Source organism: Dermatophilaceae bacterium Soc4.6 (assembly GCA_039889245.1).
GTDB lineage: Bacteria > Actinomycetota > Actinomycetes > Actinomycetales > Dermatophilaceae > Lapillicoccus.
On record JAZGVH010000002.1, the window covers coordinates 125446 to 150102 of the forward strand.

Here is a 24657-nt window from a genome sequence, read left to right on the forward strand (position 1 = left end):
CTCATACACATCCGCATGTCAACCGGGGCCTGACCTGCACAGACGTGCGTTCTCGCAGGTCAGGGGGGCTGTGGGTCAGCCACTGAAATGATGGTCGAATCGTGACTATTCGGCGTGTCGACGGCGACACGCCGAGAACCGTGGGTCGGTCACCGCAGCGCGGGCGCCACCTCCCGCATCACGGTCTCCCACAGGTCACGAGAGGCCTGGGCGTGCAGGCCTGTGGGTCCGCCACCGAGGTGGCCGTCGAGGACGACGAACTCGTCTGCTCCTGCGGCGGCATACCGGCCGAGCGTGTCGCGCAGCTGCTCGAGCGACCCGCCGATGGTGCGGCCGTCGCCGGGGTCGGTGCCGCCGACGGTGCCGATGACGATCCGCGCCTGCACACTGCGGCGCAGGGTGGCCGGGTCACGCCCCTCGCGCTCGCACGCGGCCGTCATGACGGCGTTCTTGTGGGTGAAGAGCTCGACGTCGCCCCAGACGTTCCACTCGTCGGCCTGGCGGGCGATGATGCCGGCCATGACCTTCTCCCCCGCTCCGCCGATCATCAGCGGCATGGTGCCGAGGGGCTTCAGCTCCATGCGGGCGCGGGTCAGTCGGTAGTAGGTGCCGTCGAAATCGGTGACCTCGTCGTCGCGCAGACCCCGCACCACCCGGCAGGCCTCCTCGAAGCGTCGCAGGAGGGGCCCGGGGGTGGGGAGGTCGATGCCGTACTGCTCGTGCTCGTTGCGCTGCCATCCCGCTCCCAGCCCGAGGACGAAGCGGCCGCCGCTCACGTGGTCGATGGTGCGCGCCTGGTTGGCCACCACCGCCGGGTGTCGGTAGGTGTTGCCGGCCACCAGGGTGCCCAGCCGCACCCGCGGGACCACCGCGGCGAGGGCGGCGAGCAGACTGAAGCCCTCGTGGACCGCACCCCCACCCTGCGGCGTGTTGTCCATGAAGTGATCCATCACCCACACCCCGTGGTACCCCAGCTGCTCCACGTGGAGGCTGAGTTCCCGCATCACGGGCCAGGGGTGCTTCGCGGTCGGCCAGGCGCTGAGGTCCATGGTGCGCAGTGTGGCACCGTGGGGACGCGCGGCCCTACGGCACGACCACCGTCCCGCGCGCGGTCGTCGCGACCACGGGAGGGTCGAGCACGTCGGCCGCGGACTCCCCGCGTCCGGGCGCGCCCCGGCCCACCACCCGCACCTCGAACTCCATCTCGCGGCTGCGGCGACCCACCCGCACCAGCCGCGCCTCGATCTCGATGACGTCGCCTGCCCGCACGGGCGCCACGAACCGCACGTCGGAGTAGCCGGCGAACAGCCCTTCGTCGCCGTCGGTCACGATGCACATCTCGGTCGCGACGTCGCCGAAGGCCGCCAGCGAGTAGGCCCCGTCGACGAGGTTCCCGGCGTAGTGCGCGTGGCTGTAGGGCACGTAGCGGCGGTGGAGCACGACGGTCCCGACCACAGGAGCGGTGCTCATGAGGCCTTACTCCGCTCGGTGCCGGCGCGCCGTTGCTGCCCGGGAGCCGTGACCAGGGCGTGGACGAGGTAGCTCGCCACCTCGCCGGGGGTGGTGCCCCGCCCGAAGACCCGGTCGACGCCGAGGCTCGCCGCGGCGTTCTCCTCGAACCGGGGCCCACCGGCCACGAGCACGGGGACCTGCCCCGCGGGGTAGGCCTCGCGGAAGGCGGCCGACATCTGACCGGTGTTGTGCAGGTGGGCGTCCTTCTGCGTGACGACCTGGCTGACGAGCACCGCATCGGCCTTCTCCTCGCGGGCCCGTGCCACCAGCTCGGGCACCAGCACCTGGGCGCCGAGGTTGACGACCCGCAGCTCGCGGTAGTACTCCAGGCCCTTCTCGCCCGCGAACCCCTTGATGTTGAGGATCGCGTCGATGCCGACGGTGTGGGCGTCCGTGCCGATGCAGGCGCCGACGACGACCAGCTTGCGGCGCAGCCCCTTCTTCACCGCGAGGTTGACGTCCTTGGCGCTGAGCAGGGGATACTCCCGCTCGATCACCTCGACCGCCTTCACGTCGACGAGGTGGATGACCGACCCGTAGACGACGAAGAAAGTGAAGTCCGGCCCCATGGGCTTCGCGTGGACCAGCATCGCCGGCTCCATGCCCATCTTGCGGGCCAGCTGGAGCGCCGCCCCCTCGGCGCGCTTGTCGTGGGGCAGGGGCAGGGTGAAGGACACCTGCACCATGCCGTCACCGGTCGTGTCGCCGTACGGGCGCACGATGTCTGGGGTGGGTCGGCTCGTCATCGCGTGCTCCCTTCCTCGAGCAGGGTGGTGGCCGGGTTGTCGTAGCCCGGGGTCTCGGGGGCGCGACGCCGCGCCTTCGCGACGACCCCGTCGAGACCCTTGCCCCGGTCGGGGGGCCGCTTCATCAGACCGAAGGTGCCGTCGGCGATCGCTGCCAGCAGGGGCGCCGAGTGCGCGGCCGTCCCCGAGCCGGGGTCGGCGACGATGCGGTCCAGCACGTCGACCGCCTCCCCCAGCACGTGGCGGGCCCGCGTCTGGATGACGCCGTCGCGCGGGGGGTGGAAGTCCTCGACCAGCCCACCGGCGGCGTTCATCACGTAGCGCACGTTCTGCAGGGCGAGGTCGCGGTCGGAGAGGAAGGGGGTGACGACCGCCTCGGTCATCATGCCGACGAGCAGGATCCCCTGGCCGGTCATCGCGCCGACGAGGTTGAAGAAGCCGTCGAGCAGGTAGCCGCGGAAGACGTCACCGGTCATGTGCTTCGTCGGCGGCATCCACTTCAGGGGAGCGTGCGGGAAGAGGTGGCGGGCGAGCATGGCGTGGGCCAGCTCGAGGCGGAACGAGTCGGGCAGCTCGGGGTTGATCTCGAAGGCGTGGCCCAGGCCGAGCTGCCAGTCAGCGAGACCGGCCTCCTTGGCGAAGTACTCGTTCAGCAGCTGGCTCACGGTGACCGTGTGGGCGGCCTCGACCGCGTCGGCGGTGGTCAGGTAGTTGTCCTCGCCGGTGTTGATGATGATGCCGGCGCGCGCGTGCACCTGGCGCGAGAACCGTTGGTCGACGAAGGTGCGCACCGGGTTGATGTCGCGGAAGAGGATGCCGTACATCGAGTCGTTGAGCATCATGTCGAGCCGCTCGAGCCCGGCGAGCGCCGCGATCTCGGGCATGCAGAGGCCGGACGCGTAGTTGGTGAGGCGGATGTAGCGCCCGAGCTCCTTGCCGGTCTCGTCGAGGGCGGCCCGCATCAGCCGGAAGTTCTCCTGGGTGGCGTAGGTGCCGGCATACCCCTCGTGGGTGGCGCCCTCCGGCACGTAGTCGAGCAGCGACTGGCCGGTCGAGCGGATCACGGCGATGACGTCCGCGCCCTCACGGGCCGCGGCCTGCGCCTGCGGGATGTCCTCGTCGATGTCTCCGGTGGCGACGATGAGGTAGATCCACGGCTTGCTCGGTGGGTCACCGAGGCGGCGCACCAGTCGCTCGCGCGCGAGCCGCTGACGGTCGATGCGCCGGATGCCGACGGCAACCGCCGAGCGGGCGGTGCGTCGCGCCGTCGCCAGCTCGCGCCCCTCCGGCAGCGCGAACGAGACCGAGCCGCTGGCCGCCTTCTGGGCCAGTGTGACCAGGTCCTGCGCCTCGCCACGGCGCAGCGCATCCCACACCGGCGTCGTCACGCCGTGCTCGAGACCGACCTGGTCCCGGACGGCGTCCACGAGGTGGTTGACCCAGGGGATGCGCTCGTGGTCGGCGCCGGAGAGGCCAGCCAGGCGCAGCGTCGCCCGCTCGACCGAGACCGTGGTGTGGCGCCGGGCCATCCGCACGACCGGTGCGCCGGCGGTGCGGGCGAGGGTGCGCGCCCGTCGGACGACAGCAGGATCCAGCTCGAGGCGCGCGGGCGTCGTGGTCACAGCGGCATCCTAGCGAAGAACGCCGTTCATCCGGCGCTATCCGTGGTCTGCCGGAAACCGTGCGGCCAAAGCGGTCAACGACGACAAGATGTGACCGCGGCGGGAGGCGCCTCTCCGTCGGCGGCCAGCGACCCCTAGCCTTGCCACCATGCAGCGCCGCCACCACGACCTCGTCATCATCGGCACCGGCTCGGGCAACTCGGTCATCGGGCCCGAGCACGACGGCCTCGACATCGGCCTCGTCGAGCGCGGCACCTTCGGTGGAACCTGCCTCAACGTCGGCTGCATCCCGACCAAGATGTTCGTCCTGCCGGCCGACCGCGTCGTCGAGGCGGCTGACACCGCCCGCCTGGGGGTCGACATCCCCACCGGCACGGCGCACTGGCGAGCGATCCGCGACCGCGTCTTCGGCCGCATCGACCCCATCTCCCAGGGCGGCGAGGACTACCGCAAGCGCGCCGACCACATCACGGTCTACCAGGGCACGGCCCACTTCACCGACGAGATGGTCCTCGACACCGGCACCGGGGTCGAGGTCACCGCCGACCGCTGGGTCATCGCGGCGGGCGGGCGTCCTCGCCTGCTCGACGTCGACGGGCTGCGCGAGGCCGACCCCAGCGCCGGTGTCCACACCAGCGACACCGTGATGCGCATGGACGACCTCCCGCCCCGCACCGTCGTCGTGGGCGGCGGCTACATCGCGGCCGAGCTCGGGCACGTCCTGCAGTCCCTCGGCTCGCGGGTCACCTGGGTGCACCGGGGCGAGCGGCTGCTGAGCCACCTCGACGGCGAGATCTCCGCGGCCTTCACCGACCTCGCGGTCGGGCGCTTCGACGTGCGCCTGCGGACGCAGGTGACGGCCGCCACCCGAGCCGACGGGGTGTGGCGGCTGACGCTCGCCGGGCCCGACGGTGAGACGGTGGTCGAGGCGGAGGCCGTCCTGCTGGCGCTCGGTCGGGTGCCCAACACCGACCTGCTGCAGGTGGGCCTGGCCGGTCTGCCGACCCACCCCGACGGCCGTCTGGTGGTCGACAGCCAGCAGCGCACCCCGGTCGACGGGGTGTGGGCCCTGGGCGACATCAGCAGCGACCACCAGCTCAAGCACGTCGCCAACCACGAGTCCAAGGTGGTGCGGCACAACCTCGCCCACGCGATGGGGCTGGAGGCGCAGCCACGTGAGAGCGACCACCGGTTCGTGCCGAGCGCCGTCTTCACGCACCCGCAGATCGCCTCCGTCGGGGCGACGCAGGAGCAGCTGACAGCGGCCGGCACCGCCTACCGCGCCAAGACCCAGGCCTTCGGAGACGTCGCCTACGGCTGGGCCCTCGAGGACACCGCGGGCCTGTGCAAGGTGCTGGTGGACGACGAGACCCTGCAGATCCTCGGCGCCCACATCATGGGGCCGATGGCGGCCACGCTGGTGCAGCCGCTCGTGCAGGCGATGCACTTCGGGCAGCGGGCCGACGACGTCGCCCGCGGGCAGTACTGGATCCACCCGGCGCTGACCGAGGTCGTCGAGAACGCCCTTCTCGGCACCCTCTAGCGGTATAACGTGACGTCGCCCGGCCTTTCACTCGGGGGCGGGACGACGAGAGGGGACACCGACTGTGACCACGAAGCACCGACGCACGCCGAGAGCCGGGACGCCGCTGCTGGCCGCCGTGGGGGCGCTCGCCGTGGCCGCCGCTCCCCTGCTGGTCATGACCTCGTCGTCGCAGGCTGCGACGGCACCGGTCACCGCTGCCGTCGCGCCCTCCTCCGCCACCTCCGCCACCGCTGCTGCGTCCGCCGGCGGGCCGCCGCCGCCCACCGGCACCCTGGCCGGGTCGTGGCAGTTCGACGGTGCGGCCTCGTCGACCAGTGAGCCCGACTCGTCCGGCTCCGGCAACACCGCCACCCCCGACCCCCGTCACCCCGGCGTCACGTGGGGTGGCTACGAGCCCGCCTCCGACTCCGGGTGGGCCCACTTCGACGACGGCATCCTCCAGGCCCCGAGCAACCCCAGCCTCGAGCCCGGCAACCGCGACATCCGTCTCGACCTGCGCCTGCGGGTGACCAACGGGGCCAAGGGCGCCAACTTCATCCAGAAGGGCACCTCGACCGACAAGTCAGGCTTCTGGAAGATCGAGATGACGCGATACATCGTGCGGTGCCGCTTCATCGGCACCTCCGGCAGTGCCCGTCTGCAGAGCCATGCGCTCGTCGGCGACGGCCGCTGGCACACCATCACCTGCACCAAGACCGCGACGGCCGCCGACCTGTGGATGGACGGGGCGCTGGAGGCCCACCAGGACGTCGTCGTCGGCACCAACACCAACACCACCGACGCCGTCTCGATCGGCGGCAAGACCATCGGCGGCGCCGTCAGCCCCGACGACGAGCTCGGCGGCGACCTCGACTACGCGACCTACCGGATCGGGTGACGCCATGACCTCCCTCCCCTCGTCCCGCCGCTCCCCCGCCCTGCTGGTCGCGCTCGGCACGCTCGGCTGCGTGGCAGCCGCGGTCGGTCTCAGCCACGGCAGCACGGCTTCGCGTGGCCCGGCCGCCGGCACGGCCACCACCAGCGTGGTCTCGTCCAGCAGCGCCGGGGTGGTCGGCAACGGCGCCTCGTCGCTGGTCGACGCCCAGCCGGGGCTCCTCGCCTTTGACTCGACCGCCACCAACCTCAGCCCGGCCGCCACCAGCGGGGTGCGTCAGAGCTACGTCAAGGCCACCAGCGGCGCCCTCACCCTGGCCTCGACCACCGCCACGGCGCAGGGGGCGACCGGTGTCGGGTTCTCCCCCGACGGGGGCCGCTACGCCTTCGTGGCCCGCGGCGGCATCACCGGCACCGCGACCGGCCCCCAGGCCTATGTGCGCACGCTCGGGTCGGGAGCGCTCACGCTCGTCTCGGGCGCGAGCTCGACCCCGGTGGCCAACACCGGTCTGTCGGTGACGACGGCCGGCTTCTCGAGCTCGGGCAACCGCCTCGCCTTCGCCGCCCGCGACACCTCCTACGGCGCCGGCTGGCAGGTGCTGGTCAAGGACCTCGCCTCGGGCGCCCTGACCCTGGCCTCGGTCACCTCGTCGGGCCGTCCGATCGCGTCGACGGCGGAGGCACCGCCCACGGTCGCTGTCTCGCCCGACGGCTCAGACGTCTACTTCGACACCCAGGCCGCCAAGGTCGTGGCCGGTGCCCCGGCCGGCCAGGTCTACCGCCGCGACCTCGCCGGCGCCTCGACGAGCGCCGTCTCGCGCGACGCCTCGGGGGTCGCGTGCCGCGGCACCCTCGACGCGGTGCTGGCGACCGGCCGCGTGGTCTTCGACTCGGGCGGCGCCTGCGCCGCCGGAGTGCCGCGAGCCAAGGGCAACGTCTTCGTGACCAGCGCCACCGGCTCGGGCACGGCCGTGGTCTCGGCATCGGCGACCGGCACCCCGTCCGATGAGCTCAGTGCGTATGGCGCCGCCTCGGCCGACGGCTCGCTCGTCGCCTTCACCTCCTTCGGCACGACCCTGGGCGTGGTCGGCGTGCTCAACACCACGCCCCAGATCTATGTCAAGAACCTTGGCACCGGAAGCCTCACGTGGGTGTCCCGACCGCCGTCGGGCAGTAACACCGGCAAGAACGTCACCCCCACGCGGGCGATGGAGTTCGCCCCCGGCGGCGCCTCGCTCGTCTTCACCTCGAAGACCACCAACCTGGTCAGCCCGTCGCCGACGGTGCAGACCGCCTATCGGCGCGAGCTCACGGCCGGCAAGACCACCGTCGTCGGTCTCGACGCCGCCGGCACCCCGGTCAGCTCACCGTCCGTGCGTGCGGTCGACGCCACGAGTGTCGCCTTCACCGACGACAGCGCCCACCAGGTGCTGCTCCGCACCCTGCCCTGACCCGTCGCTCCGACCGAGCAGGCCTCGCGGTCAGTCCAGCCGGGCCTCGAAGAGGCGGCGCACGGCAGGTGTGCGCCGCAGCAGGTCGAGGGCGTAGTCGGCGTGCCCCGGCACGTAGCCGTTGCCGACGAGCATCCGCACGTCGGCGGCCAGACCCTCGGCTCCCAGGGCGGCGGCGGCAAAGCTGGTGGCCATCGAGAAGAAGATCACGGTGCCCCCCTGGGCGGTCGCCAGCACCGCGGGCTGCTCGCAGCCGGGCACGTCGACGCACACCACGGTGACGTCGGCCGGCCCGCCGGCGGCCTCCACACCGGACGCCAGACCGAGGGGCGACCGGGCGTCGGCGACGACGACCGCGTCGGCCAGGCCGGTGCCCTCGAGCGCGGACGCCTCCGCGGCGTGGGGGACGACGGCGATGGTTCGCGCTGCTCCCGCGTCTCGGGCGGCGGCCAGCGACAGCGATCCTGACTTGCCTGCGCCACCCAGCACGCAGACGGTCGGGCGGTGACCGGCTCGGGTCGGCGTGCCCTCGACGTGCTCCCGCACGACGCGAGCGACCAGTGCCGGTGCGCCGCAGACGTCCATCACCATCAGACCCAGGCGGTGGGCGAGGTCGGTCGGGAGCACGGCGGCGATGCTGCGTCCGAAGAGGATGGCGTGCCCGCGGGCCGGCACCTGCTCACCGAGGCCGTCCCACCCGACCAGGTCGTCGGTGATCAGCAGCGGGGTCAGCGACAGCGAGACGAGGGTCGCGACGCGGTCACCCGGGCTCAGCCCGAGCGGGCTCTGTGGCCCCACCTCGGCGACCGTGCCGATCAGCATCCCCCCGGAGCCGGTGACGGGGTTCTGCATCTTGCCCCGTTCGCGCACGATGGCCAGCACCTCGTCCCGCACGGCCCCACCGTCGACCTGACCCGCTGCCCCGGTGTGCTTGGTCGCCAGCTGCCGGTAGGACGCGGCATCGAGGTTGAGCGTCTCGACGTCGATGCGCACCTCGTCGGCCCACAGCTCGGCGCGGGCGTCGAGTCGCAGGGCGGCCTGGGGAAGGGTGACGGCGTGCCCCGACGGCTCCAGCACGCGGTGCAGCCCGACGGGCGATGACTCGTTCACTGGGACAACATCCTCCGTTCGACATGATCTTTGGTCGTAAATCCTGCGGTTATGAGGTACGTGTGCAACAAATCATGGCTATCCTCGCATGTATGGCCACCATCGAACAGCCCTACGTCTACCGGCACCGCGAGCTGGTGGAGCCCGACTGGACCCGACTTCCGGGCTTCGCCGGGGTGACGGCCGCGCAGTGGGCCGACGTGCAGTGGCAGCGTGCCCACTGCGTGAAGAACCTGCGCCAGCTGCGCGAGCTGATGGGCGACCTGCTGCTCGACGAGGTCTACGCCGACCTCGAGCGCGACCAGGCCGAGCGCGCGACCATGTCGATGCTCGTGCCGCCCCAGATGCTCAACACGATGGTGCCGGCCACCCACGAGCCCATGCCCTCGGCCGGTGCGGAGTTCAGCCGGGCCTTCCTCGCGGACCCGGTCCGCCGCTACATGCTGCCGGTCTTCTCCGACCGCCACGCCGAGTGGCCCTCGCACCCGCACGCGACGCGTGACTCCCTGCACGAGCACGACATGTGGGTCACCGAGGGGCTCACCCACCGCTACCCCACGAAGGTGCTCGCCGAGCTGCTGCCGACCTGCCCGCAGTACTGCGGCCACTGCACCCGGATGGACCTCGTCGGCAACTCCACCCCCCAGGTGCTCAAGCTCAAGCTGGCGGGCAAGCCCGTCGACCGGTATGCCGCGATGCTGGGCTATCTCGGCCAGCACCCCGAGGTGCGTGACGTCGTCGTCAGCGGCGGCGACGTGGCCAACATGCCGTGGAAGAACCTCGAGGCCTTCCTCGACCGACTGCTCGAGATCGACAACGTGCGCGACATCCGGCTCGCCACCAAGGCCCTGATGGGGCTCCCGCAGCACTGGCTGGCCGACGACGTGGTCGAGGGGGTCGGACGGGTGGCCCGCCGCGCTCGTGAGCGGGGCGTCAACCTGGCGATCCACACCCACGTCAACAGCGCCCAGTCGGTCACCCCGGCGGTGGCCCAGGCCGCCCGGGCCATGCTCGACGCGGGGGTGCGCGACGTGCGCAACCAGGGCGTCCTGATGCGTGGCGTGAACGACACGACCGAGCAGCTGCTCGACCTGTGCTTCGCCCTGCAGGACGACGCGTCGATCACGCCGTACTACTTCTACATGTGCGACATGATCCCGTTCAGCGAGCACTGGCGGGTCTCCCTGGCCCACGCGCAGCACCTGCAGCACGCGATGATGGGCTACCTGCCCGGCTTCGCGACCCCCCGCATCGTGTGCGACGTGCCCTTCGTGGGCAAGCGCTGGGTGCACCAGGTCGAGGACTACGACACCGAGCGGGGAGTCTCTTACTGGCGCAAGAACTATCGCACCTCGATCGAGGGCGCCGACGAGAGTGCGCTGTCGCGCGACTACGTCTACTACGACCCGATCGACACCCTGCCCGAGGCGGGACGAGCCTGGTGGGCCGCCGAGGTGGCGCAGTCGGGGTCTGGCGAGGAGTCGCAGCGACGCGCCACCGAGCAGGCCCGGGCCAGCCGTGAGCTGGCCGAGGCCCAACTGACCTGACCGGACTCAGCGGGCCGGACTCACCCCTCGAGCCCACCACGGGGGTCTTCTGGGGCTCGGTTCGAAGCCGACTGGCAGCGGGACGATAGTGTCTGCACGGTTTGCCACCCCGCGAATCGGGTACGGCGAGCCACGGAGAATGCCCCTGCGGTGCGCTCGTACCCCTGAAGCCTCCATGAGTACGTGACGAGGACCAGAGCTCGGGAGGATCGCGTGACCGCACCCATCGCGGCAGCCACCGGCACACCCACGGACACCGCCGACGCGACCCCCGTCCGCCGACGCCGGATGCCGCGCGCCGAGCGGGAGGCGCAGATCCTCACGGTGGCCGAGCAGGTCTTCGCCGAGAACGGCTACCAGGCCACGACGATGGACGACATCGCCGAGCGGGTGGGCATCACCAAGCCGCTGATCTACGACTACTTCGGCAGCAAGGACGGCCTGCTCGTCGCCTGCGTCGACAAGGCGCGGGCCGAGCTCGCAGACGCGACGGAGGTCGCCTTCCGCGCCCTGCCCGAGGGGTCGACCCTCGAGGTCGTGATGAGGGCGGCGATCGCCACCTTCTTCGAGTTCATCGACCAGCACGCCCTCGCGTTGCAGCTCATCCACCACGAGAGCGCGGCCGCGATGTCGACCGGCGCAGACATCGAGCGGATCCGCACGCAGCAGTCGGCGGTGCTCGTCGACGGCCTGCGCACCTCGGTGGGGCTGGCCCACTCCTCGCGGATGCAGCTCGAGGGCTACGCCGAGATCGTCGTCGGAGCCTGTGAGCGCGTGGCCGTCTGGCGGACCCACCGCGACGACGTCAGCCGCGACGAGGCCACCGACCTGGTCATGACGGCGGTGTGGTCCGGTCTGAGCTCCGTCGGCGGCTGACCCGCAGAGGCGACGGCCACCGGGGCACTGCCGGCCGGCTGGGCCGTGTCGCCCGCCTCGGCTGACCTGGGCTCACCCTCGTCGTCCGGGTCCAGCCCCTCTGATGAGCTTCTCGGCCGCGGTCAGGGTGTAGCCCTGGTCGAGCATCTCGCGCACGAGCGTGAGGCGAGCCACGTGGTCGGGGCCGTCGTAGCCGGTGCGGCCCTCGAGACGCGGCGACGGCAGCAGCCCACGACTGCTGTAGGCGCGCACGTTGCGCACCGTCATGCCGGTCTCGGCAGCAAGCTCGTCGACGGTCAGCTCCCCGTCACGTCGGCCGGTGCGGCGCGGCTCGTCCCCGGGCTCGGATCGGCGGGGCGGGCGACGGCTCACGCGACTCAGTCCATCGAGCGGACCGCGTCGTCCACGCCCGCGGCGTGGCGACCCTCCCACGGCGTCGACAGGACCACGGTCGTGCGGGTGCGCACGTTGGCGGCGCTGCGGATGCGGGCCAGGAGGTCTTCCAGGTCGGCGGGCTTGGAGACCCGCACGAGCAGGACGTAGCTCTCGTCGCCGGCCACGGAGAAGCACGACTCGATCTCGGCGACGTGCTCAAGTCGCTGGGGCACGTCGTCGGGCGAGGACGGGTCGAAGGGGGTGACGGCGATCAGCGCCGTCAGCGGGAGCCCCACGCTCTCGGGGTCGAGCACTGCGCGGTAGCCCCGGACGACCCCTCGCTCCTCGAGACGGCGCACGCGCTGGTGCACCGCCGAGGTCGAGAGGCCGGTCGCCTTGCCGAGGTCGGTGAAGCTCATCCGCCCGTCGGCAGCGAGGAGGTCGACGAGGCGGCGATCGAGGCGTTCCACGGGCACAGGCTATCCAGCCTGCAGGCCGTTGAGGGGCGAACGCCCTCAGGAGAGCAGCTCGGGTGCAATGGTCGACGTTGATGTGCCGCCAGGGTGGCCACCTCGGCCTACGCTGGCGGGGTGACCTGGACGCATCCTGACGAGCGACTGCTGCTGCTCGACTCCGCCAGCCTGTACTTTCGGGCCTTCTTCGGTGTCCCTGACGAGAGTGGCCGGGACGGGGGGCCTCCGAACAACGCCCTGCGCGGATTCGTCGACATGCTCGCATCGCTCGTGGAGCGCTACCGTCCCACCCACCTCGTCGCGTGCTGGGACGACGACTGGCGCCCGGCGTTCCGGGTCGAGGCCATCCCCACCTACAAGGCGCACCGGGTCGCCGAGGGCGGGGGGCCCGAGCGGGAGGCCGTCGACGCCGCACTCGAGGTGCAGGTGCCCGCCATCGTCGACGCCCTCGCGGCGGTGGGGATCGCCCGCGTCGGGGCGGCGGGCTACGAGGCCGACGACGTCATCGGGTCCTACGCGCACGCGTCGAGCGGGGTGCGTCGGGTCGACATCGTCACCGGCGACCGTGACCTCTTCCAGCTGGTCGACGACGCCTACGGCATCCGGGTCGTCTACACCGCGCGCGGCGGGGTGCGGGACTCCGACCTGGTGGACCAGGCCTTCCTGCGGACGAAGTACGACGTCCCCTCCGGCCGGGCCTACGCCGACCTCGCCACCCTCCGGGGCGACGCCAGCGACGGCCTGCCCGGGGTGCCGGGCATCGGTGAGAAGACGGCCGCCAAGCTGCTGGCGGCCTACGGCGACCTCGCGACGCTGCGGGCGGCGGTCGACGGTGGGGACCCTGCCCTCAAGGGCGCCCAGCGGGCCCGTCTGGAGGCGGCGTCGGCCTACCTCGACGTGGCGCCGAAGGTGGTGGCCGTGGCGCGTGACGTGCCGCTGCCCGACCTCGACATCGCGCTGCCGACGCGGGTCGCCGACGCCCGTCTGCTGAGCGAGGTGGCGACGACCTACGGGGTCACGAGCTCGCTCGACCGGCTGCTGACCGCCCTGCGGATCGACTGAGGTCAGGTCGGTCGAGCGGTCACGCCCGGTAGATGTCGGTCTCGGTCGCCTTGGCGGCCAGCCAGACCTGACGGCCCGGCGTGAGGTCGAGCTCGGTGACGGCGGCCGGGGTGATGTCGACGAACGCGTGCGGTGGCCCGTCGACCTCGACCCGGACGCGGTCGGCGAGGAGCTCGACCCCGGCGACCCGACCCGGCCACACGTTGCGTGCGCTCGCCGGGCCGGGCTGCACGGTCGACAGCGTGACGGCGGTAGGACGGAGGGCTACCAGGACGGCATCGCCCGCGACCAGCGCGGGATCGGCGACCCCGCTCACGACCGTCCCACCCGCGAGCTCGACCCGCCCCGCGTGCGCCAGCCGACCCGACCACAGGTTGAGCCCGACCAGCCGCGCGACGTACTGCGTGGCCGGTCGGCGAGCCACCTCGAGCGGCGACCCGGTCTGGACGACCCGACCCTCCTCGATGACGACGAGGCGGTCGGCCAGCACCATCGCCTCGAGCGGGTCGTGGGTGACCACGAGCACGGGTCCGGGGAAGTCACGCAGGTGCGCCCGCAGGTGCGCCCGCACCTCGAGGCGGGTGCGGGCGTCCAGTGCCGACAGGGGCTCGTCGAGCAGGAGGAGCCCGGGGTCGACGGCGAGGGCGCGAGCGAGGGCCACCCGCTGGGCCTGCCCGCCCGAGAGCTGCCCGGGTCGGCGGTCGGCGAGGTCGGCGAGGCCGAGGCGGTGGAGGAGCGCTGCGGCCCGCTCGCGCGCGACCGAGCGGGGGATGCCGGCGGCCCGCACCCCGAAGGCGACGTTGTCGAGTGAGTTGAGGTGCGGGAAGAGCCGGTAGTCCTGGAAGACGATGCCGACGGGGCGGCGGGCGGCCGGGAGGAAGACGTCGGCATCGGCGTCGTCGAGGACGGTGTCGGCGAGGGTCACCCGGCCGGCCGAGACCGGCTCGAGCCCGGCCAGCACCCGGAGCAGGGTGGACTTGCCGGCTCCGTTGGGGCCGAGCACCCCGAGCACCTGGCCCGGGAGCGCGGTGAAGGCGACGTCGAGCGTGAACGCGCCCCGGCGCACCACCACGTCGGCGTGCAGGGTCACGCGAGCGACACCGGGCGCAGCCACCGGTCGCGCAGGCCGACCAGCACCACGACTGAGACCAGCAGGAGCACCAGCGACAGCGCGACCGCCGCGTCGAGGTCGTCCTCGAGAGCGAGGTAGACCAGCAGCGGCATGGTCTGGGTGCGACCGGGCGTGTTGCCGGCGAAGGTGATGGTCGCGCCGAACTCCCCCAGGGCGCGGGCCCAGCACAGGACCCCGCCGGCTCCGAGCGAGGGGCCCACGAGGGGCAGGGTCACGCGGACGAAGGTGGTGAGACGGCTGGCGCCGAGGGTGGCCGCCGCCTCCTCGTAGCCCTGGTCGGCGGCTCGGAACGCGCCCTCGACCGTCACGACCAGGAACGGCATCGCGACGAACGTCTCCGCGATGATGACGGCCCACGTCGTGAAGGGCAGCGAGAACGAGGTCCACCGGTAGACGGGACCGCCCACGATGCCCGTCCGGCCGAGGGCCAGCAGCAGGGCGACGCCGCCCACGACGGGGGGCAGCACGAGCGGCAGCGTGACGAGCGCCCGCAGGAAGGCGACCAGCCGCCACCGCGACCGGGCGAGGAACCACGCGAGGGGCACGCCGAGCACGAAGGAGACCGCGGTGGCGGCGGTCGCACACAGCAGGGACAGGCGCAGGGCGTCGGTGACGGCGGGGTCGGACAGTACCCGGGGCAGGGCCGACCAGGGCGCGCGGACCAGCAGGGCGACCAGTGGCACGACGAGGAAGAGGACGCCGAGCGCCGCCGGCACGCCGAGGGGCCACGGCACCGTGCCGGCGGCGCGGGAGCGGGCGACCTCGCGGTCGGTGCGCCCGCGCCCCCGGACGGGGAGGTCGGATCGGGTGTCAGTCACGGGTCAGGGGGCGGCGAACCCGGCCGCCGCGAGGGCGGAGCGACCCTGGTCGGAGAGGACGTAGGCCGTGAAGGCGGCTGCGCCCGCCGGGTTGGGCGCCGTGGTCAGGCTCGCGATGGGGTAGCTGGTCGAGGCGTTGACCGTCGCCGGGATCTCGATGCCCGTGACCTTCCCGCCGGCCGACGCGGCCTTGACGTCGGTGACGTAGACGACGCCGGCGTCGACCTCGCCGAGCGAGACCTTGGTGAGCACCGCCTTGACGTCGGTCTCCTCGCTGATGGCCGTCACGGTGAGCTTGGCGTTGGCGAAGACCTGCGCCGCGACCTTGCCGCACGGCACCTGGGCCTGGCAGAGGGCGACCTTCACGCCGCTGCGGGCCAGGTCGGCGACCCCGGTGACCCGGGCGGGGTTCGCGGTCGGCACGGCGATCTCCATCTGGTTCCGGGCGAAGGTGGCCGGGGTGTCGGCCGCCTCGCCGGCCCTGACGACGGTGTCCATGGTGGTGGGGCTGGCCGAGGCGAAGACGTCGGCCGGGTTGCCCTGCGTGATGGACGTCGCCAGGCCGGAGCTCGGCCCGAAGTTGAAGACGACCTCGACCTCCGGGTGGGCGGCCTCGAAGGCCGTCCCGATCGCCGTGAACGACTCCTTGAGCGAGGCAGCGGCAAAGACGGTGACCGTCCCGGTGACTCCCCCCGGGGTGCTGGAGGTGGGGCCGGAGGCCGTGCCGCCCGTCGTCGAGCCCGACCCGCAGGCGCTGAGAAGCAGGACGCCGGTGGCGGCGGCGAGGGCACGGGCAGAACGGGGTCGACGGGGTCGGATCACGGGAGGACTCCTTCGGTGGGGTGACGGGGCGTGGGCGAGGTGGGGATGGCGAGCGGGTGCTCGGCGTCAGCCGCGCGAGGGCACCTCGACCACCACGTTGGTCGACTTGACCGCCGCGATGGCGAGAACCCCCGGCTCGAGCCGCAGCTCGTCGGCCGCCTCCCGGCTCATGAGCGACACGATCCTGTGCCCTCCCGACTGGATCTCGACCTGGGCCATGACGGTGTCGCGCACGACCCGGGTCACGAGGCCGACGAAGCGGTTGCGGGCCGACTCGGAGTGGACGGGACCGGGGTCGGGACGCTCGGTGGTCGCGGCGAGCTCCTGTGCGAAGGCCGCGAGGGCGGCGCCCTCGATGACCTGCCGTCCGGCAGCGTCGCTCGTCACGGCCAGCCGCCCGGCGTCGACCCAGCGGCGGACGGTGTCGTCAGAGACGCCGAGCAGCTCGGCGGACTCTCGCACGCGGTAGGTGGGCACGAGCAGAGCCTAACCGCAGTAGCAGCGATTCATACGGTATGCCGGTGAATCAGCGGATTTTTTGCATCTCTACTGCCGCGAGTGCGGTCTCGGCCAACCCTCGACCGCCGACTCGAGCTGGGCCCGGGCCTCGAGCAGCGACGGGCCGTACCACGTGAGCAGCCTCCCGGAGACGAGCGCGGTCGGCGCCCGGGTGAAGGCCTCCGGACCGTCCGCGGCGGTGAAGACGTAGGGCTCGTCCGGTAGCAGGACGAGGTCGAGGTGCTCCGGGGCGAGCCCGTCGAGGTCGCGCAGGTCGACGTGCGGGTAGCGCTCCCCGCCGTCTGCCCGCTCGCCGTAGGCGTTGACCCACCCGAGCCGGGCCATGAGGTCGCTCGTGAAGGTGTCGCCGCCCACGACCATCCACGGGTCCCGCCAGATCGGCACGGCGACGCGAGGACCACCGGGAGCCGGCGCGGGCTCCCAGCGGGCCCGGGCCTGCTCGAGCCACGACGGCACGCCCCAGCCGAGGGCCTCGTCGAAGAGCCGGCCCATCGACACGAAGGCCTCGTCGAGCGTCTCGATGACGGTCACCCACACGGGCACCCCGGCCTCGCGCAGCCGGCGTACGTCGAGCTCGCGATTCTCCTCGCGGTTGGCCACGACGAGGTCGGGCGCGAGGGCGACGATGGCGCGGACGTCGGGGTTCTTGGTGCCTCGCACCCGGGCCACGTCGAGGTCGGCGGGGTGGGTGCACCAGTCGGTGGCCCCGACCACCGCCTGGCGGCGGGTGGCGGCCAGGGCCTCGGTGAGCGACGGCACGAGGGAGACGACCCGGCGCACGGGATGGGTCAGCGGGACCGGCGTGCCGAGGTCGTCGTGGGCGGGGTTCACGACCGACGCACCCCCATCACGCCGGTCACCGGCGCCGCCCACCCCAGCCCGGTGACCGACGCGATCTCCGCGTCGAGGGCCTCGGCGACGTCAGCGGCGACGGGCACGGCGCGGCGGTCGTCCATCGAGACGTGGACGAAGCTGATCTCCATCAGGCACGAGAGCCGGTCGTGGGTGTCGTCGACCAGGTAGACCATCGCGTGCGCCACCTTGGCGGAGCGCTCCAGCAGCTGTGGGTGGACGGTGACGCGGTCACCGAGGCGCACCTCGCCGAGGTAGCGCAGGTGGTGCTCGGCCGTGAAGAAGGACAGGCGGCGGACCTGCAGGTAGTCGTCGGTCACGCCGAGCAGCCGCAGCCGCATCCACATCGCACGGGCACCCCGCTGGAAGTAGTGGCCGATGTTCATGTGGCCGTTCTCGTCGATGAGGTCGTCGGTGACCTCGAAGGAGGAGGTGGCGGGGACCTCGCGGACCTGGGTGGTCGTCGGGAGGGCGGCAGGCTGGGGGGCGGTGGTCGGGCTCACACGTTGCGACGGTACTGGCCGCCCACCTCGAAGAAGGCATCGGTCACCTGCTGGAGCGAGCAGACCCGTGCGGCGTCCATCAGCGCCGCGAAGGCGTTGTCGTCGCCGGTGGCCGCGCGCTTCAGTCGGGCCAGAGCCTCCTGGGCCTCGTCGCGGTGCGCCTCCTGGAAGGCTCGCACCCGGCTCAGCTGCGACTCCTTCTCGGTGGCCGTGGCGCGGGCCAGCTCGACGACGTGCTGCTCGCGCTCGGGGTGCGGGTTGCGGAAGGTGTTGACCCCGATGATCGGCAGGCTGCCGTCGTGCTTGCGGTGCTCGTAGAGCATCGACTCGTCCTGGATGCGGCCCCGCTGGTAGCCGGTCTCCATGGCCCCGAGCACTCCCCCGCGCTCGTTGATCGAGTCGAACTCGGCCAGCACCGCGGCCTCGACGAGGTCGGTGAGCTCGTCGATGACGAAGGCACCCTGGAGGGGGTTCTCGTTCATCGCCAGGCCCCACTCCTTGTTGATCACCAGCTGGATGGCCAGGGCCCGGCGCACCGACTCCTCGCCGGGGGTGGTCACCGCCTCGTCGTAGGCGTTGGTGTGCAGGCTGTTGGCGTTGTCGTAGATCGCGATCAGGGCCTGCAGCGTCGTGCGGATGTCGTTGAAGCTCATCTCCTGCGCGTGCAGGGACCGACCCGACGTCTGCACGTGGTACTTCAGCTTCTGCGACCGCTCGTTGGCGCCGTACTTCTCCTTCATCGTCACGGCCCAGATGCGACGGGCGACCCGGCCGAGCACGGAGTACTCCGCGTCCATGCCGTTGCTGAAAAAGAACGACAGGTTGGGGGCGAAGTCGTCGATGTCCATGCCCCGTGCGAGGTAGGCCTCGACGTAGGTGAAGCCGTTGGCGAGCGTGAAGGCCAGCTGGCTGAGCGGGTTGGCCCCCGCCTCGGCGATGTGGTACCCGGAGATCGAGACCGAGTAGAAGTTGCGGACCTCGTGCTCGATGAACCACTCCTGGATGTCGGCCATCATGCGCAGGGAGAACTCGGTGGAGAACAGGCAGGTGTTCTGCCCCTGGTCCTCCTTGAGGATGTCGGCCTGCACGGTGCCGCGGACCTGCTGCAGCGCGTCGGCCCGCAGCTCGGCGTGCTCCTGCTCGGACGGATCGTGGCCCTCGCGCTCGCGGAAGGCGTCGACCTGCTGGTCGATGACGGTGTTGAGGAAGAAGGCGAGAACGGTCGGCGCGGGCCCGTTGATCGTCATCGACACCGACGTCGTCGGCGAGACGAGGTCGAAGCCGGCATACAGCGCCTTCATGTCGTCGAGGGTCGCGACGGAGACCCCGGAGGTGCCGACCTTGCCGTAGATGTCGGGGCGCGGGTCGGGGTCGCGGCCGTAGAGCGTGACCGAGTCGAAGGCCGTCGACAGCCGGGTGGCCGGCTGCCCCTGCGACAGCAGGTGGAAGCGCTTGTTGGTGCGGAAGGGGTCTCCCTCGCCGGCGAACATGCGCGCCGGGTCCTCACCGTCGCGCTTGAACTTGAACACGCCGGCGGTGAAGGGGTAGACGCCGGGCAGGCCCTCGCGGCGCAGGAACGACACGAGCTGGCCGTGGTCGGTGAACCGGGGAAGACTCACTCGAGGGACCATCGTCCCGGACAACGACTGTCGACGCAGCGTCGTGTGGATCTCCTTGTCCCGCACGGTCACCACCTGCTCGTCACCGGAGTACGACGCCACCACGGAGGGCCACTCGTCGAGCTGCGAGCGGGTCTCACGGGGCAGGTCGTCCCACGACGCGCCGGCCCGCCGGGCCACATCGTCGGCGCCGGTCGCGTCGTCGGTGGCCAGCTCGTCGGCGACCGCGCGCAGGTGCTGGGCCCGCGTGACCCCGGCCACGAGCCGTGAGGTCTCTCGGTGGTAGCCCCGCACGGTCTCGGCGATCTCGGCGAGGTAGCGGACGCGCTCGGGCGGCACCACCTGCGCCGAGCCGCTGGAGTGGCGCACGTCGACGTGGGGCAGCGTCCCCTCGCCGAGGGGCAGCCCCTCGGCGCCGAGCACGGCCACCAGGTGCTGGTAGAGCGCGGTGACGCCGTCGTCGTTGAAGGTCGCGGCCGAGGTGCCGAAGACGGGCATGTCCTCGGGCCGCTGGCCGAAGGCCTCGCGGTTGCGCACGAGCTGGCGACCGACGTCGCGCATCGCGTCCTTGGCACCGCGGCGCTCGAACTTGTTGATGGCCACGACGTCGGCGAAGTCGAGCATGTCGATCTTCTCGAGCTGGGAGGCCGCGCCGAACTCGGGCGTCATGACGTACATCGAGTGGTCGACGAAGGGCACGATCGCCGCGTCGCCCTGGCCGATGCCCGGGGTCTCGACCACCACGAGGTCGTAGCCGGCCGCCTTCGCCAGGTCGATGACGTCGGGCAGGCAGGGCGGCACCTCGCGCCCCTCGCGGGTCGCGAGCGAGCGGAACCAGACACGGTCGCCGTCGAGGGCGTTCATCCGGATGCGGTCTCCGAGCAGGGCCCCACCGCCCTTGCGCCGGGTGGGGTCGATGGCGATCACGGCGATCCGCAGCTTGTCCTGCTGGTCGACGCGGAAGCGGCGCACGATCTCGTCGGTGAGGGACGACTTGCCCGAGCCACCGGTGCCCGTGATGCCGAGCACCCGGGCGGTCGTGGCGGCGGCTGACGCGTGACGGACGTGGCCGAGGAAGGCGTCGTCGAGCGCCCCGGCCTGGGCCCCGGTCACTGCTCGCGCCAGGGCCGTGCGGTCACCGGAGAGCACGGCCTCGACCGAGGTGGGCGCCTGGCTCCACAGGTCGGTGTCGCACTGGCGCACCATGTCGGCCACCATGCCCACCAGCCCCATCCGCTGACCGTCCTGCGGCGAGTAGATGGTGACGCCCGACTCGCGCAGGCGGGCGATCTCCTCGGGCACGATGACCCCGCCGCCGCCGCCGAAGACCTTGACGTGGCCGGCGCCCTGCTCGCGGAGCGCCTCGACGAGGTACTCGAAGTACTCCACGTGGCCGCCCTGGTAGGAGCTGACCGCCACCCCCTGCACGTCCTCCTCGATCGCGGCGTCGACGACCTCGCGCACCGAACGGTTGTGGCCCAGGTGCACGACCTCGGCCCCCTGACCCTGCAGGATGCGTCGCATGATGTTGATCGACGCGTCGTGCCCGTCGAAGAGCGCGGACGCGGTGACGAAGCGCACCGGGTGCTGAGGTGGTTGGGGCTGCTCGACCTGCGTCATGGGGGTCCTCGCTGGATCGTGGTTGGTCGTCCGATAGTAGGACATCCAACTATTCAGTGGCTAGCATCGGTTCATGCCAGCCGTGCAGGGCCTGCCCTTCGACCCCATCGCCCGCGCCGGCGACCTCTGGGAGGAGCACTTCGGTGACTCCACCGCCATGCGCTTCGTCACCTCGGTCATGCGGGCCCAGCAGATCCTGCTGGCCACCCTCGACGGGGCGCTCAAGCCGCACGGCATCACCTTCGCCCGCTACGAGGTCCTGGTGCTCATCGCGTTCAGCCGCCAGGGACGCCTGCCCCTGAGCAAGATCGGGCAGCGCCTGCAGGTGCACCCCACCTCGGTGACCAATGCCATCGACCGCCTCGTCGCGGCCGGACTCGTGGCGCGCACCGCCGACGAGAGCGACCGGCGCCGGGTCTTCGCCTCGCTCACGCCCGAGGGGGAGGACGTCGTGAGGCGGGCCACGGATGCCCTGACCGGGGTCGACTTCGGGGTCCCCGGTCTGCAGGACGAGGACCAGCGGGCGGGCTTCACCCTGCTGCGGACCCTGCGGGTCGCCGCGGGCGACTTCCGGGAGTGATGCCCAGGGGTCGCCGGTCGGACGACCGCGAGCCGACGGTCAGTCGACCCGGTCGGCCGCCACGACCCCGCGCATGACGCCGTCGACCGCGCGGCGGGCCGTGGTCGCGAGCTGGCTCGACGGAGCAGCTCCGGCCACCTGGTCGAGCAGGTCGACGATCTGCTTGCACCGCCGCACGAAGTCGCCGGCCGCGATGCCAGAGTCGCGGAGCACGATCTCGAGCCGGGCCCCGCTCGCCCAGCGGTGCACCATCCAGGCGATGCCGGCGTCGGGCGCACCGGTCGAGGGCAGCGCGTGCTCCTGCTCGGTGTCCTCGAGACGGCTCCAGATCGCGACCATCTCGTGCCAGGCCTCGGAGACGTCGTCGTTGGGCATGCGCGGGGCGATCTGTCCCTCGTCCCGGCGCGGCTCGTGCACCAGGGTGGAGACGACGGCCGCCAGACCGGCCGGGTCGAGGCGGTCCCAGACCCCGTGCCGCAGGCACTCGGCCGCGACGAGGTCCTTCTCGCTGTAGAGCCGCCGCAGCCGGGCGCCCTGCTCGGTGACGGCCGTGCCGTGCTCGTCGAGGTAGCCGAGACCGGCGAGCAGGTCGCAGATGCGGTCGAAGGTCTTGGCGACCGAGTTGGTGCGGCCGTCGACCTTTCGCCGCAGACCCTGCGTCTCCCTCGTGAGGCGCCACCAGCGCTCGGCCCACCGAGCGTGCTCCTCCCGCTCGGGGCACTGGTGGCAGGGATGGGACTTCAGCCGTCGGCGCAGGTCGTCGACCTCCTGCTGCTCGGCCGGGGTGGTGCCGGGACGCCCGGGACGCGAGGGAGGGGCGTGCGGCACCGCGATGCGCAGCGCCGTCGCGAGGTCGCGGCGCGACTTCGCGCTGCGCGCGTTGAAGCCCTTGGGGACCGGGATGCTGGTCACGGGCTCGACCGCCACGGGCACGTCCACGAGGGTCAGCCTCCGCAGCTGGTGGTCCTCGGTCACGACCGCGGGGCTCGCCGTCTCGCCCTTGCCGCCGCGGTTGGCCGAGACGACCACGGCCCAGCCGGGACGCCGCCCGGCGGGCACGGCCACGACGTCGCCGACCTTCAGCTGCTCGAGACTGATGGCGGCCTCGGTGCGCGAGCTGGTGGCCCGCGCCCGGGAGCCGTCCTTCTCGAGGGTGCGCAGCTCGTGGCGCAGCGCGGCGTACTGGCTGAAGTCGCCGAGGTGGCACGTCATCGACTCGGCGTAGCCGGCCAGGGCCTCGTCGTGCGTGCGGATCGTGCGCACGAACCCCACGACGGCGCGGTCGGCCTGGAACTGCGCGAAGGAGGTCTCGAGGATGGTGGCCGCCCGCTCCCGACCGAACTGGGCCACGAGGTTGACGGCCATGTTGTAGGTGGGCCGAAAGCTCGAGCGCAGGGGGTAGGTGCGGGTCGAGGCGAGTCCGGCCACGGCCACCGGGTCGAGCCCCCGGTTCCACAGCACCACGGCGTGGCCCTCGATGTCGATGCCGCGGCGCCCGGCGCGGCCGGTCAGCTGGGTGTACTCCGCCGGGGTGATGTCGACGTGGGCCTCGCCGTTGTACTTCACGAGGCGCTCGAGCACGACGGTGCGCGCCGGCATGTTGATCCCGAGAGCCAGGGTCTCGGTGGCGAAGACCGCCTTGATGCGACCCGCGGTGAACAGCTCCTCGACGATCTCGCGGAAGGTCGGCAGCATGCCGGCGTGGTGGGCCGCGAAGCCCCGGCTCAGGCCCTCGACGAACTCCCAGTAGCCGAGCACCGTCAGGTCCTCCTCGACCAGGGCGCTGACCCGGTCCTCGACGAGGCGGCGGATGCGGTCGCCCTCGGACTCGTCCACGAGCCGCACCCCGTGCGTCAGGAGCTGGCCCACGGCCGCCTCGCACCCGACCCGGCTGAAGATGAAGGTGATCGCCGGCAGCAGACCCTCACGCTCCAGCCGGCTGATGACGTCAGCGCGTGACGGACCTCCCCCGAAGCGGTTGCCACCGCCGGTCGACCGGGCGATGCCACGACCGTCGGTGCCGCCACCCGGGCCCCCACGCCCGCCCCGACTGCCTGACCCGCCGCGCCCGGCACGCGCGGCGCTGCCGGGACGGCCGCTGCGCTGCCATCCGCCCTGCTCCTCGCGGGCGCCTCGTCGGGCCTGGTCGCCGATCGCGGCGAGCAGGTCGGGGCTGACCCGCACGGACGCCTGTTCGCGTAGGCGCTCCGCCCGTCCACCCTCCGCGTTGGCGGGGTCGAAGACCTCGTCGACGAAGAGGTCGTGCATCTCGCGCCCGACCATCATGTGCTGCCACAGCGGCACCGGCCGGTGCTCCGAGACCACGATGTCGACGTCCCCGCGCACCTCGCTGAGCCAGGCGCCGAACTCCTCCGCGTTGGAGACGGTGGCCGACAGGGAGACGACCAGCACGTCGGGCGGAAGGTGGATGATGACCTCCTCCCACACTGCCCCCCGGAAGCGGTCGGCGAGATAGTGCACCTCGTCCATCACGACGTAGCCGAGACCCTGCAGGGTCGACGAGCCGGAGTACATCATGTTGCGCAGGACCTCGGTCGTCATGACGACGATCGGGGCCTCCCCGTTGACCGACGAGTCGCCGGTCAGCAGGCCCACGTTGTCGGCGCCGTAGGTGCGGGCGAGGTCCGCGTACTTCTGGTTCGACAGCGCCTTGATCGGCGTCGTGTAGAAGGCCTTGAGCCCCTGAGCCAGAGCCAGGTGGACGGCGAACTCGCCCACGATCGTCTTCCCGGCACCGGTCGGAGCCGCGACCAGCACCCCCCGGCCGGCCTCGAGGGACCGCGCCGCCGTCTGCTGGAAGTCGTCGAGGGGGAAGTCGAGCCCGGCCGTGAAACGTGCCAGCTCGCTGCCCGCGTGCTGCGCTCGGGCCTGGGCGGCGGCATACCGTTCCGCTGCGGACATGCGGTCAATCTACGTCAGCGGTCGGCGTGTCCTGCACCCGCGCTGACGTGGGCGCCGGCGTCTGGTTGCCTAGCACC

At 72.1% G+C, this 24657-nt stretch carries 22 protein-coding genes; 7 read left to right on the plus strand and 15 right to left on the minus strand.

Translation table 11 applies throughout. The features are described 5' to 3' along the window. Window positions 1–149 precede the first annotated feature (149 nt). From V3N99_00640 to V3N99_00655, 4 genes are read right to left on the minus strand one after another with little or no spacing between them, the layout of a single operon-like run. Complete coding sequence (locus V3N99_00640) at window positions 150–1049, minus strand: LLM class flavin-dependent oxidoreductase (GenBank protein MEO3935242.1); 900 nt, start codon at window positions 1047–1049, stop codon at window positions 150–152. A 34-nt stretch (window positions 1050–1083) separates the two neighbouring features. After that, window positions 1084–1470, minus strand: a complete 387-nt coding sequence (locus V3N99_00645; GenBank protein MEO3935243.1) for a hotdog domain-containing protein — start codon at window positions 1468–1470, stop codon at window positions 1084–1086. Then, window positions 1467–2258, minus strand: coding sequence for an OAM dimerization domain-containing protein (locus V3N99_00650; protein ID MEO3935244.1), 792 nt, complete (start codon window positions 2256–2258; stop codon window positions 1467–1469). Before V3N99_00650 ends, V3N99_00645 begins: the two co-directional genes overlap by 4 nt. Next, window positions 2255–3880 carry a lysine 5,6-aminomutase subunit alpha gene (locus V3N99_00655; protein ID MEO3935245.1) on the minus strand — a complete coding sequence of 542 codons (1626 nt, stop codon included), beginning with the start codon at window positions 3878–3880 and terminating at the stop codon, window positions 2255–2257. The genes V3N99_00650 and V3N99_00655 overlap by 4 nt, the downstream gene beginning before the upstream one ends. A 148-nt stretch (window positions 3881–4028) precedes the next feature. Between V3N99_00655 and V3N99_00660 the strand changes: the two genes are divergently transcribed. The 3 genes from V3N99_00660 (at window position 4029) to V3N99_00670 (ending at window position 7750) form a co-directional block, all read left to right on the plus strand. Continuing rightward, window positions 4029–5423, plus strand: coding sequence for a mycothione reductase (locus V3N99_00660; GenBank protein ID MEO3935246.1), 1395 nt, complete (start codon window positions 4029–4031; stop codon window positions 5421–5423). 64 nt (window positions 5424–5487) lie between these two features. Continuing rightward, complete coding sequence (locus V3N99_00665; GenBank protein ID MEO3935247.1) at window positions 5488–6303, plus strand: LamG-like jellyroll fold domain-containing protein; 816 nt, start codon at window positions 5488–5490, stop codon at window positions 6301–6303. A 4-nt stretch (window positions 6304–6307) separates the two neighbouring features. Beyond that, entirely contained in the window at window positions 6308–7750 is a 1443-nt protein-coding gene (locus V3N99_00670; GenBank protein MEO3935248.1) for a hypothetical protein, read from the plus strand. A gap of 30 nt (window positions 7751–7780) precedes the next feature. Here the strand turns inward: V3N99_00670 and V3N99_00675 are convergent, their stop codons facing one another. Then, on the minus strand, window positions 7781–8860 hold the full coding sequence (locus V3N99_00675) for an L-erythro-3,5-diaminohexanoate dehydrogenase (GenBank protein ID MEO3935249.1): 1080 nt from the start codon (window positions 8858–8860) through the stop codon (window positions 7781–7783). Between the two features lie 92 nt (window positions 8861–8952). On the opposite strand from V3N99_00675, the gene V3N99_00680 reads away from it, so the two are divergent. Beyond that, window positions 8953–10407: a lysine 2,3-aminomutase gene (locus tag V3N99_00680; protein MEO3935250.1), complete on the plus strand. Its 1455-nt coding sequence runs from the start codon at window positions 8953–8955 to the stop codon at window positions 10405–10407. A gap of 213 nt (window positions 10408–10620) precedes the next feature. Further along, complete coding sequence (locus tag V3N99_00685) at window positions 10621–11283, plus strand: TetR/AcrR family transcriptional regulator (GenBank protein MEO3935251.1); 663 nt, start codon at window positions 10621–10623, stop codon at window positions 11281–11283. Window positions 11284–11355: 72 nt separating this feature from the next. On the opposite strand, the gene V3N99_00690 is transcribed toward V3N99_00685, so the two are convergent. Then, the gene (locus V3N99_00690; protein MEO3935252.1) at window positions 11356–11655 is read right to left on the minus strand and encodes a MerR family transcriptional regulator; all 300 of its coding nucleotides are present in this window, start codon (window positions 11653–11655) and stop codon (window positions 11356–11358) included. Between the two features lie 5 nt (window positions 11656–11660). After that, complete coding sequence (locus tag V3N99_00695; protein ID MEO3935253.1) at window positions 11661–12128, minus strand: Lrp/AsnC family transcriptional regulator; 468 nt, start codon at window positions 12126–12128, stop codon at window positions 11661–11663. A gap of 120 nt (window positions 12129–12248) precedes the next feature. On the opposite strand from V3N99_00695, the gene V3N99_00700 reads away from it, so the two are divergent. Continuing rightward, window positions 12249–13193 (plus strand): 5'-3' exonuclease, encoded by a 945-nt coding sequence (locus tag V3N99_00700; protein ID MEO3935254.1) that lies wholly within the window; start codon window positions 12249–12251, stop codon window positions 13191–13193. A 19-nt stretch (window positions 13194–13212) separates the two neighbouring features. Here V3N99_00700 and V3N99_00705 read toward each other — a convergent pair whose 3' ends face one another. From V3N99_00705 to icmF, 7 genes are all read right to left on the minus strand, one after another. Then, the gene (locus tag V3N99_00705; protein ID MEO3935255.1) at window positions 13213–14283 is read right to left on the minus strand and encodes an ABC transporter ATP-binding protein; all 1071 of its coding nucleotides are present in this window, start codon (window positions 14281–14283) and stop codon (window positions 13213–13215) included. Next, on the minus strand, window positions 14280–15059 hold the full coding sequence (locus V3N99_00710; GenBank protein ID MEO3935256.1) for an ABC transporter permease: 780 nt from the start codon (window positions 15057–15059) through the stop codon (window positions 14280–14282). Before V3N99_00710 ends, V3N99_00705 begins: the two co-directional genes overlap by 4 nt. 87 nt (window positions 15060–15146) lie before the next feature. Then, window positions 15147–15965 (minus strand): molybdate ABC transporter substrate-binding protein, encoded by an 819-nt coding sequence (modA, locus tag V3N99_00715; protein ID MEO3935257.1) that lies wholly within the window; start codon window positions 15963–15965, stop codon window positions 15147–15149. A gap of 66 nt (window positions 15966–16031) precedes the next feature. Further along, window positions 16032–16442, minus strand: a complete 411-nt coding sequence (locus V3N99_00720) for a TOBE domain-containing protein (protein MEO3935258.1) — start codon at window positions 16440–16442, stop codon at window positions 16032–16034. 69 nt (window positions 16443–16511) lie between these two features. Next, window positions 16512–17315, minus strand: a complete 804-nt coding sequence (locus tag V3N99_00725) for a helical backbone metal receptor (GenBank protein MEO3935259.1) — start codon at window positions 17313–17315, stop codon at window positions 16512–16514. Continuing rightward, complete coding sequence (locus V3N99_00730; protein ID MEO3935260.1) at window positions 17312–17839, minus strand: thioesterase family protein; 528 nt, start codon at window positions 17837–17839, stop codon at window positions 17312–17314. The genes V3N99_00725 and V3N99_00730 overlap by 4 nt, the downstream gene beginning before the upstream one ends. Then, the gene (gene icmF / locus V3N99_00735; GenBank protein MEO3935261.1) at window positions 17836–21078 is read right to left on the minus strand and encodes a fused isobutyryl-CoA mutase/GTPase IcmF; all 3243 of its coding nucleotides are present in this window, start codon (window positions 21076–21078) and stop codon (window positions 17836–17838) included. The genes V3N99_00730 and icmF overlap by 4 nt, the downstream gene beginning before the upstream one ends. Window positions 21079–21151: 73 nt before the next feature. Here icmF and V3N99_00740 point away from each other — a divergent pair, with 73 nt between their 5' ends. Continuing rightward, window positions 21152–21658: a MarR family transcriptional regulator gene (locus tag V3N99_00740; protein MEO3935262.1), complete on the plus strand. Its 507-nt coding sequence runs from the start codon at window positions 21152–21154 to the stop codon at window positions 21656–21658. A gap of 39 nt (window positions 21659–21697) precedes the next feature. Here V3N99_00740 and V3N99_00745 read toward each other — a convergent pair whose 3' ends face one another. Next, window positions 21698–24580, minus strand: coding sequence for a DEAD/DEAH box helicase (locus tag V3N99_00745; protein ID MEO3935263.1), 2883 nt, complete (start codon window positions 24578–24580; stop codon window positions 21698–21700). Window positions 24581–24657 lie beyond the last annotated feature (77 nt).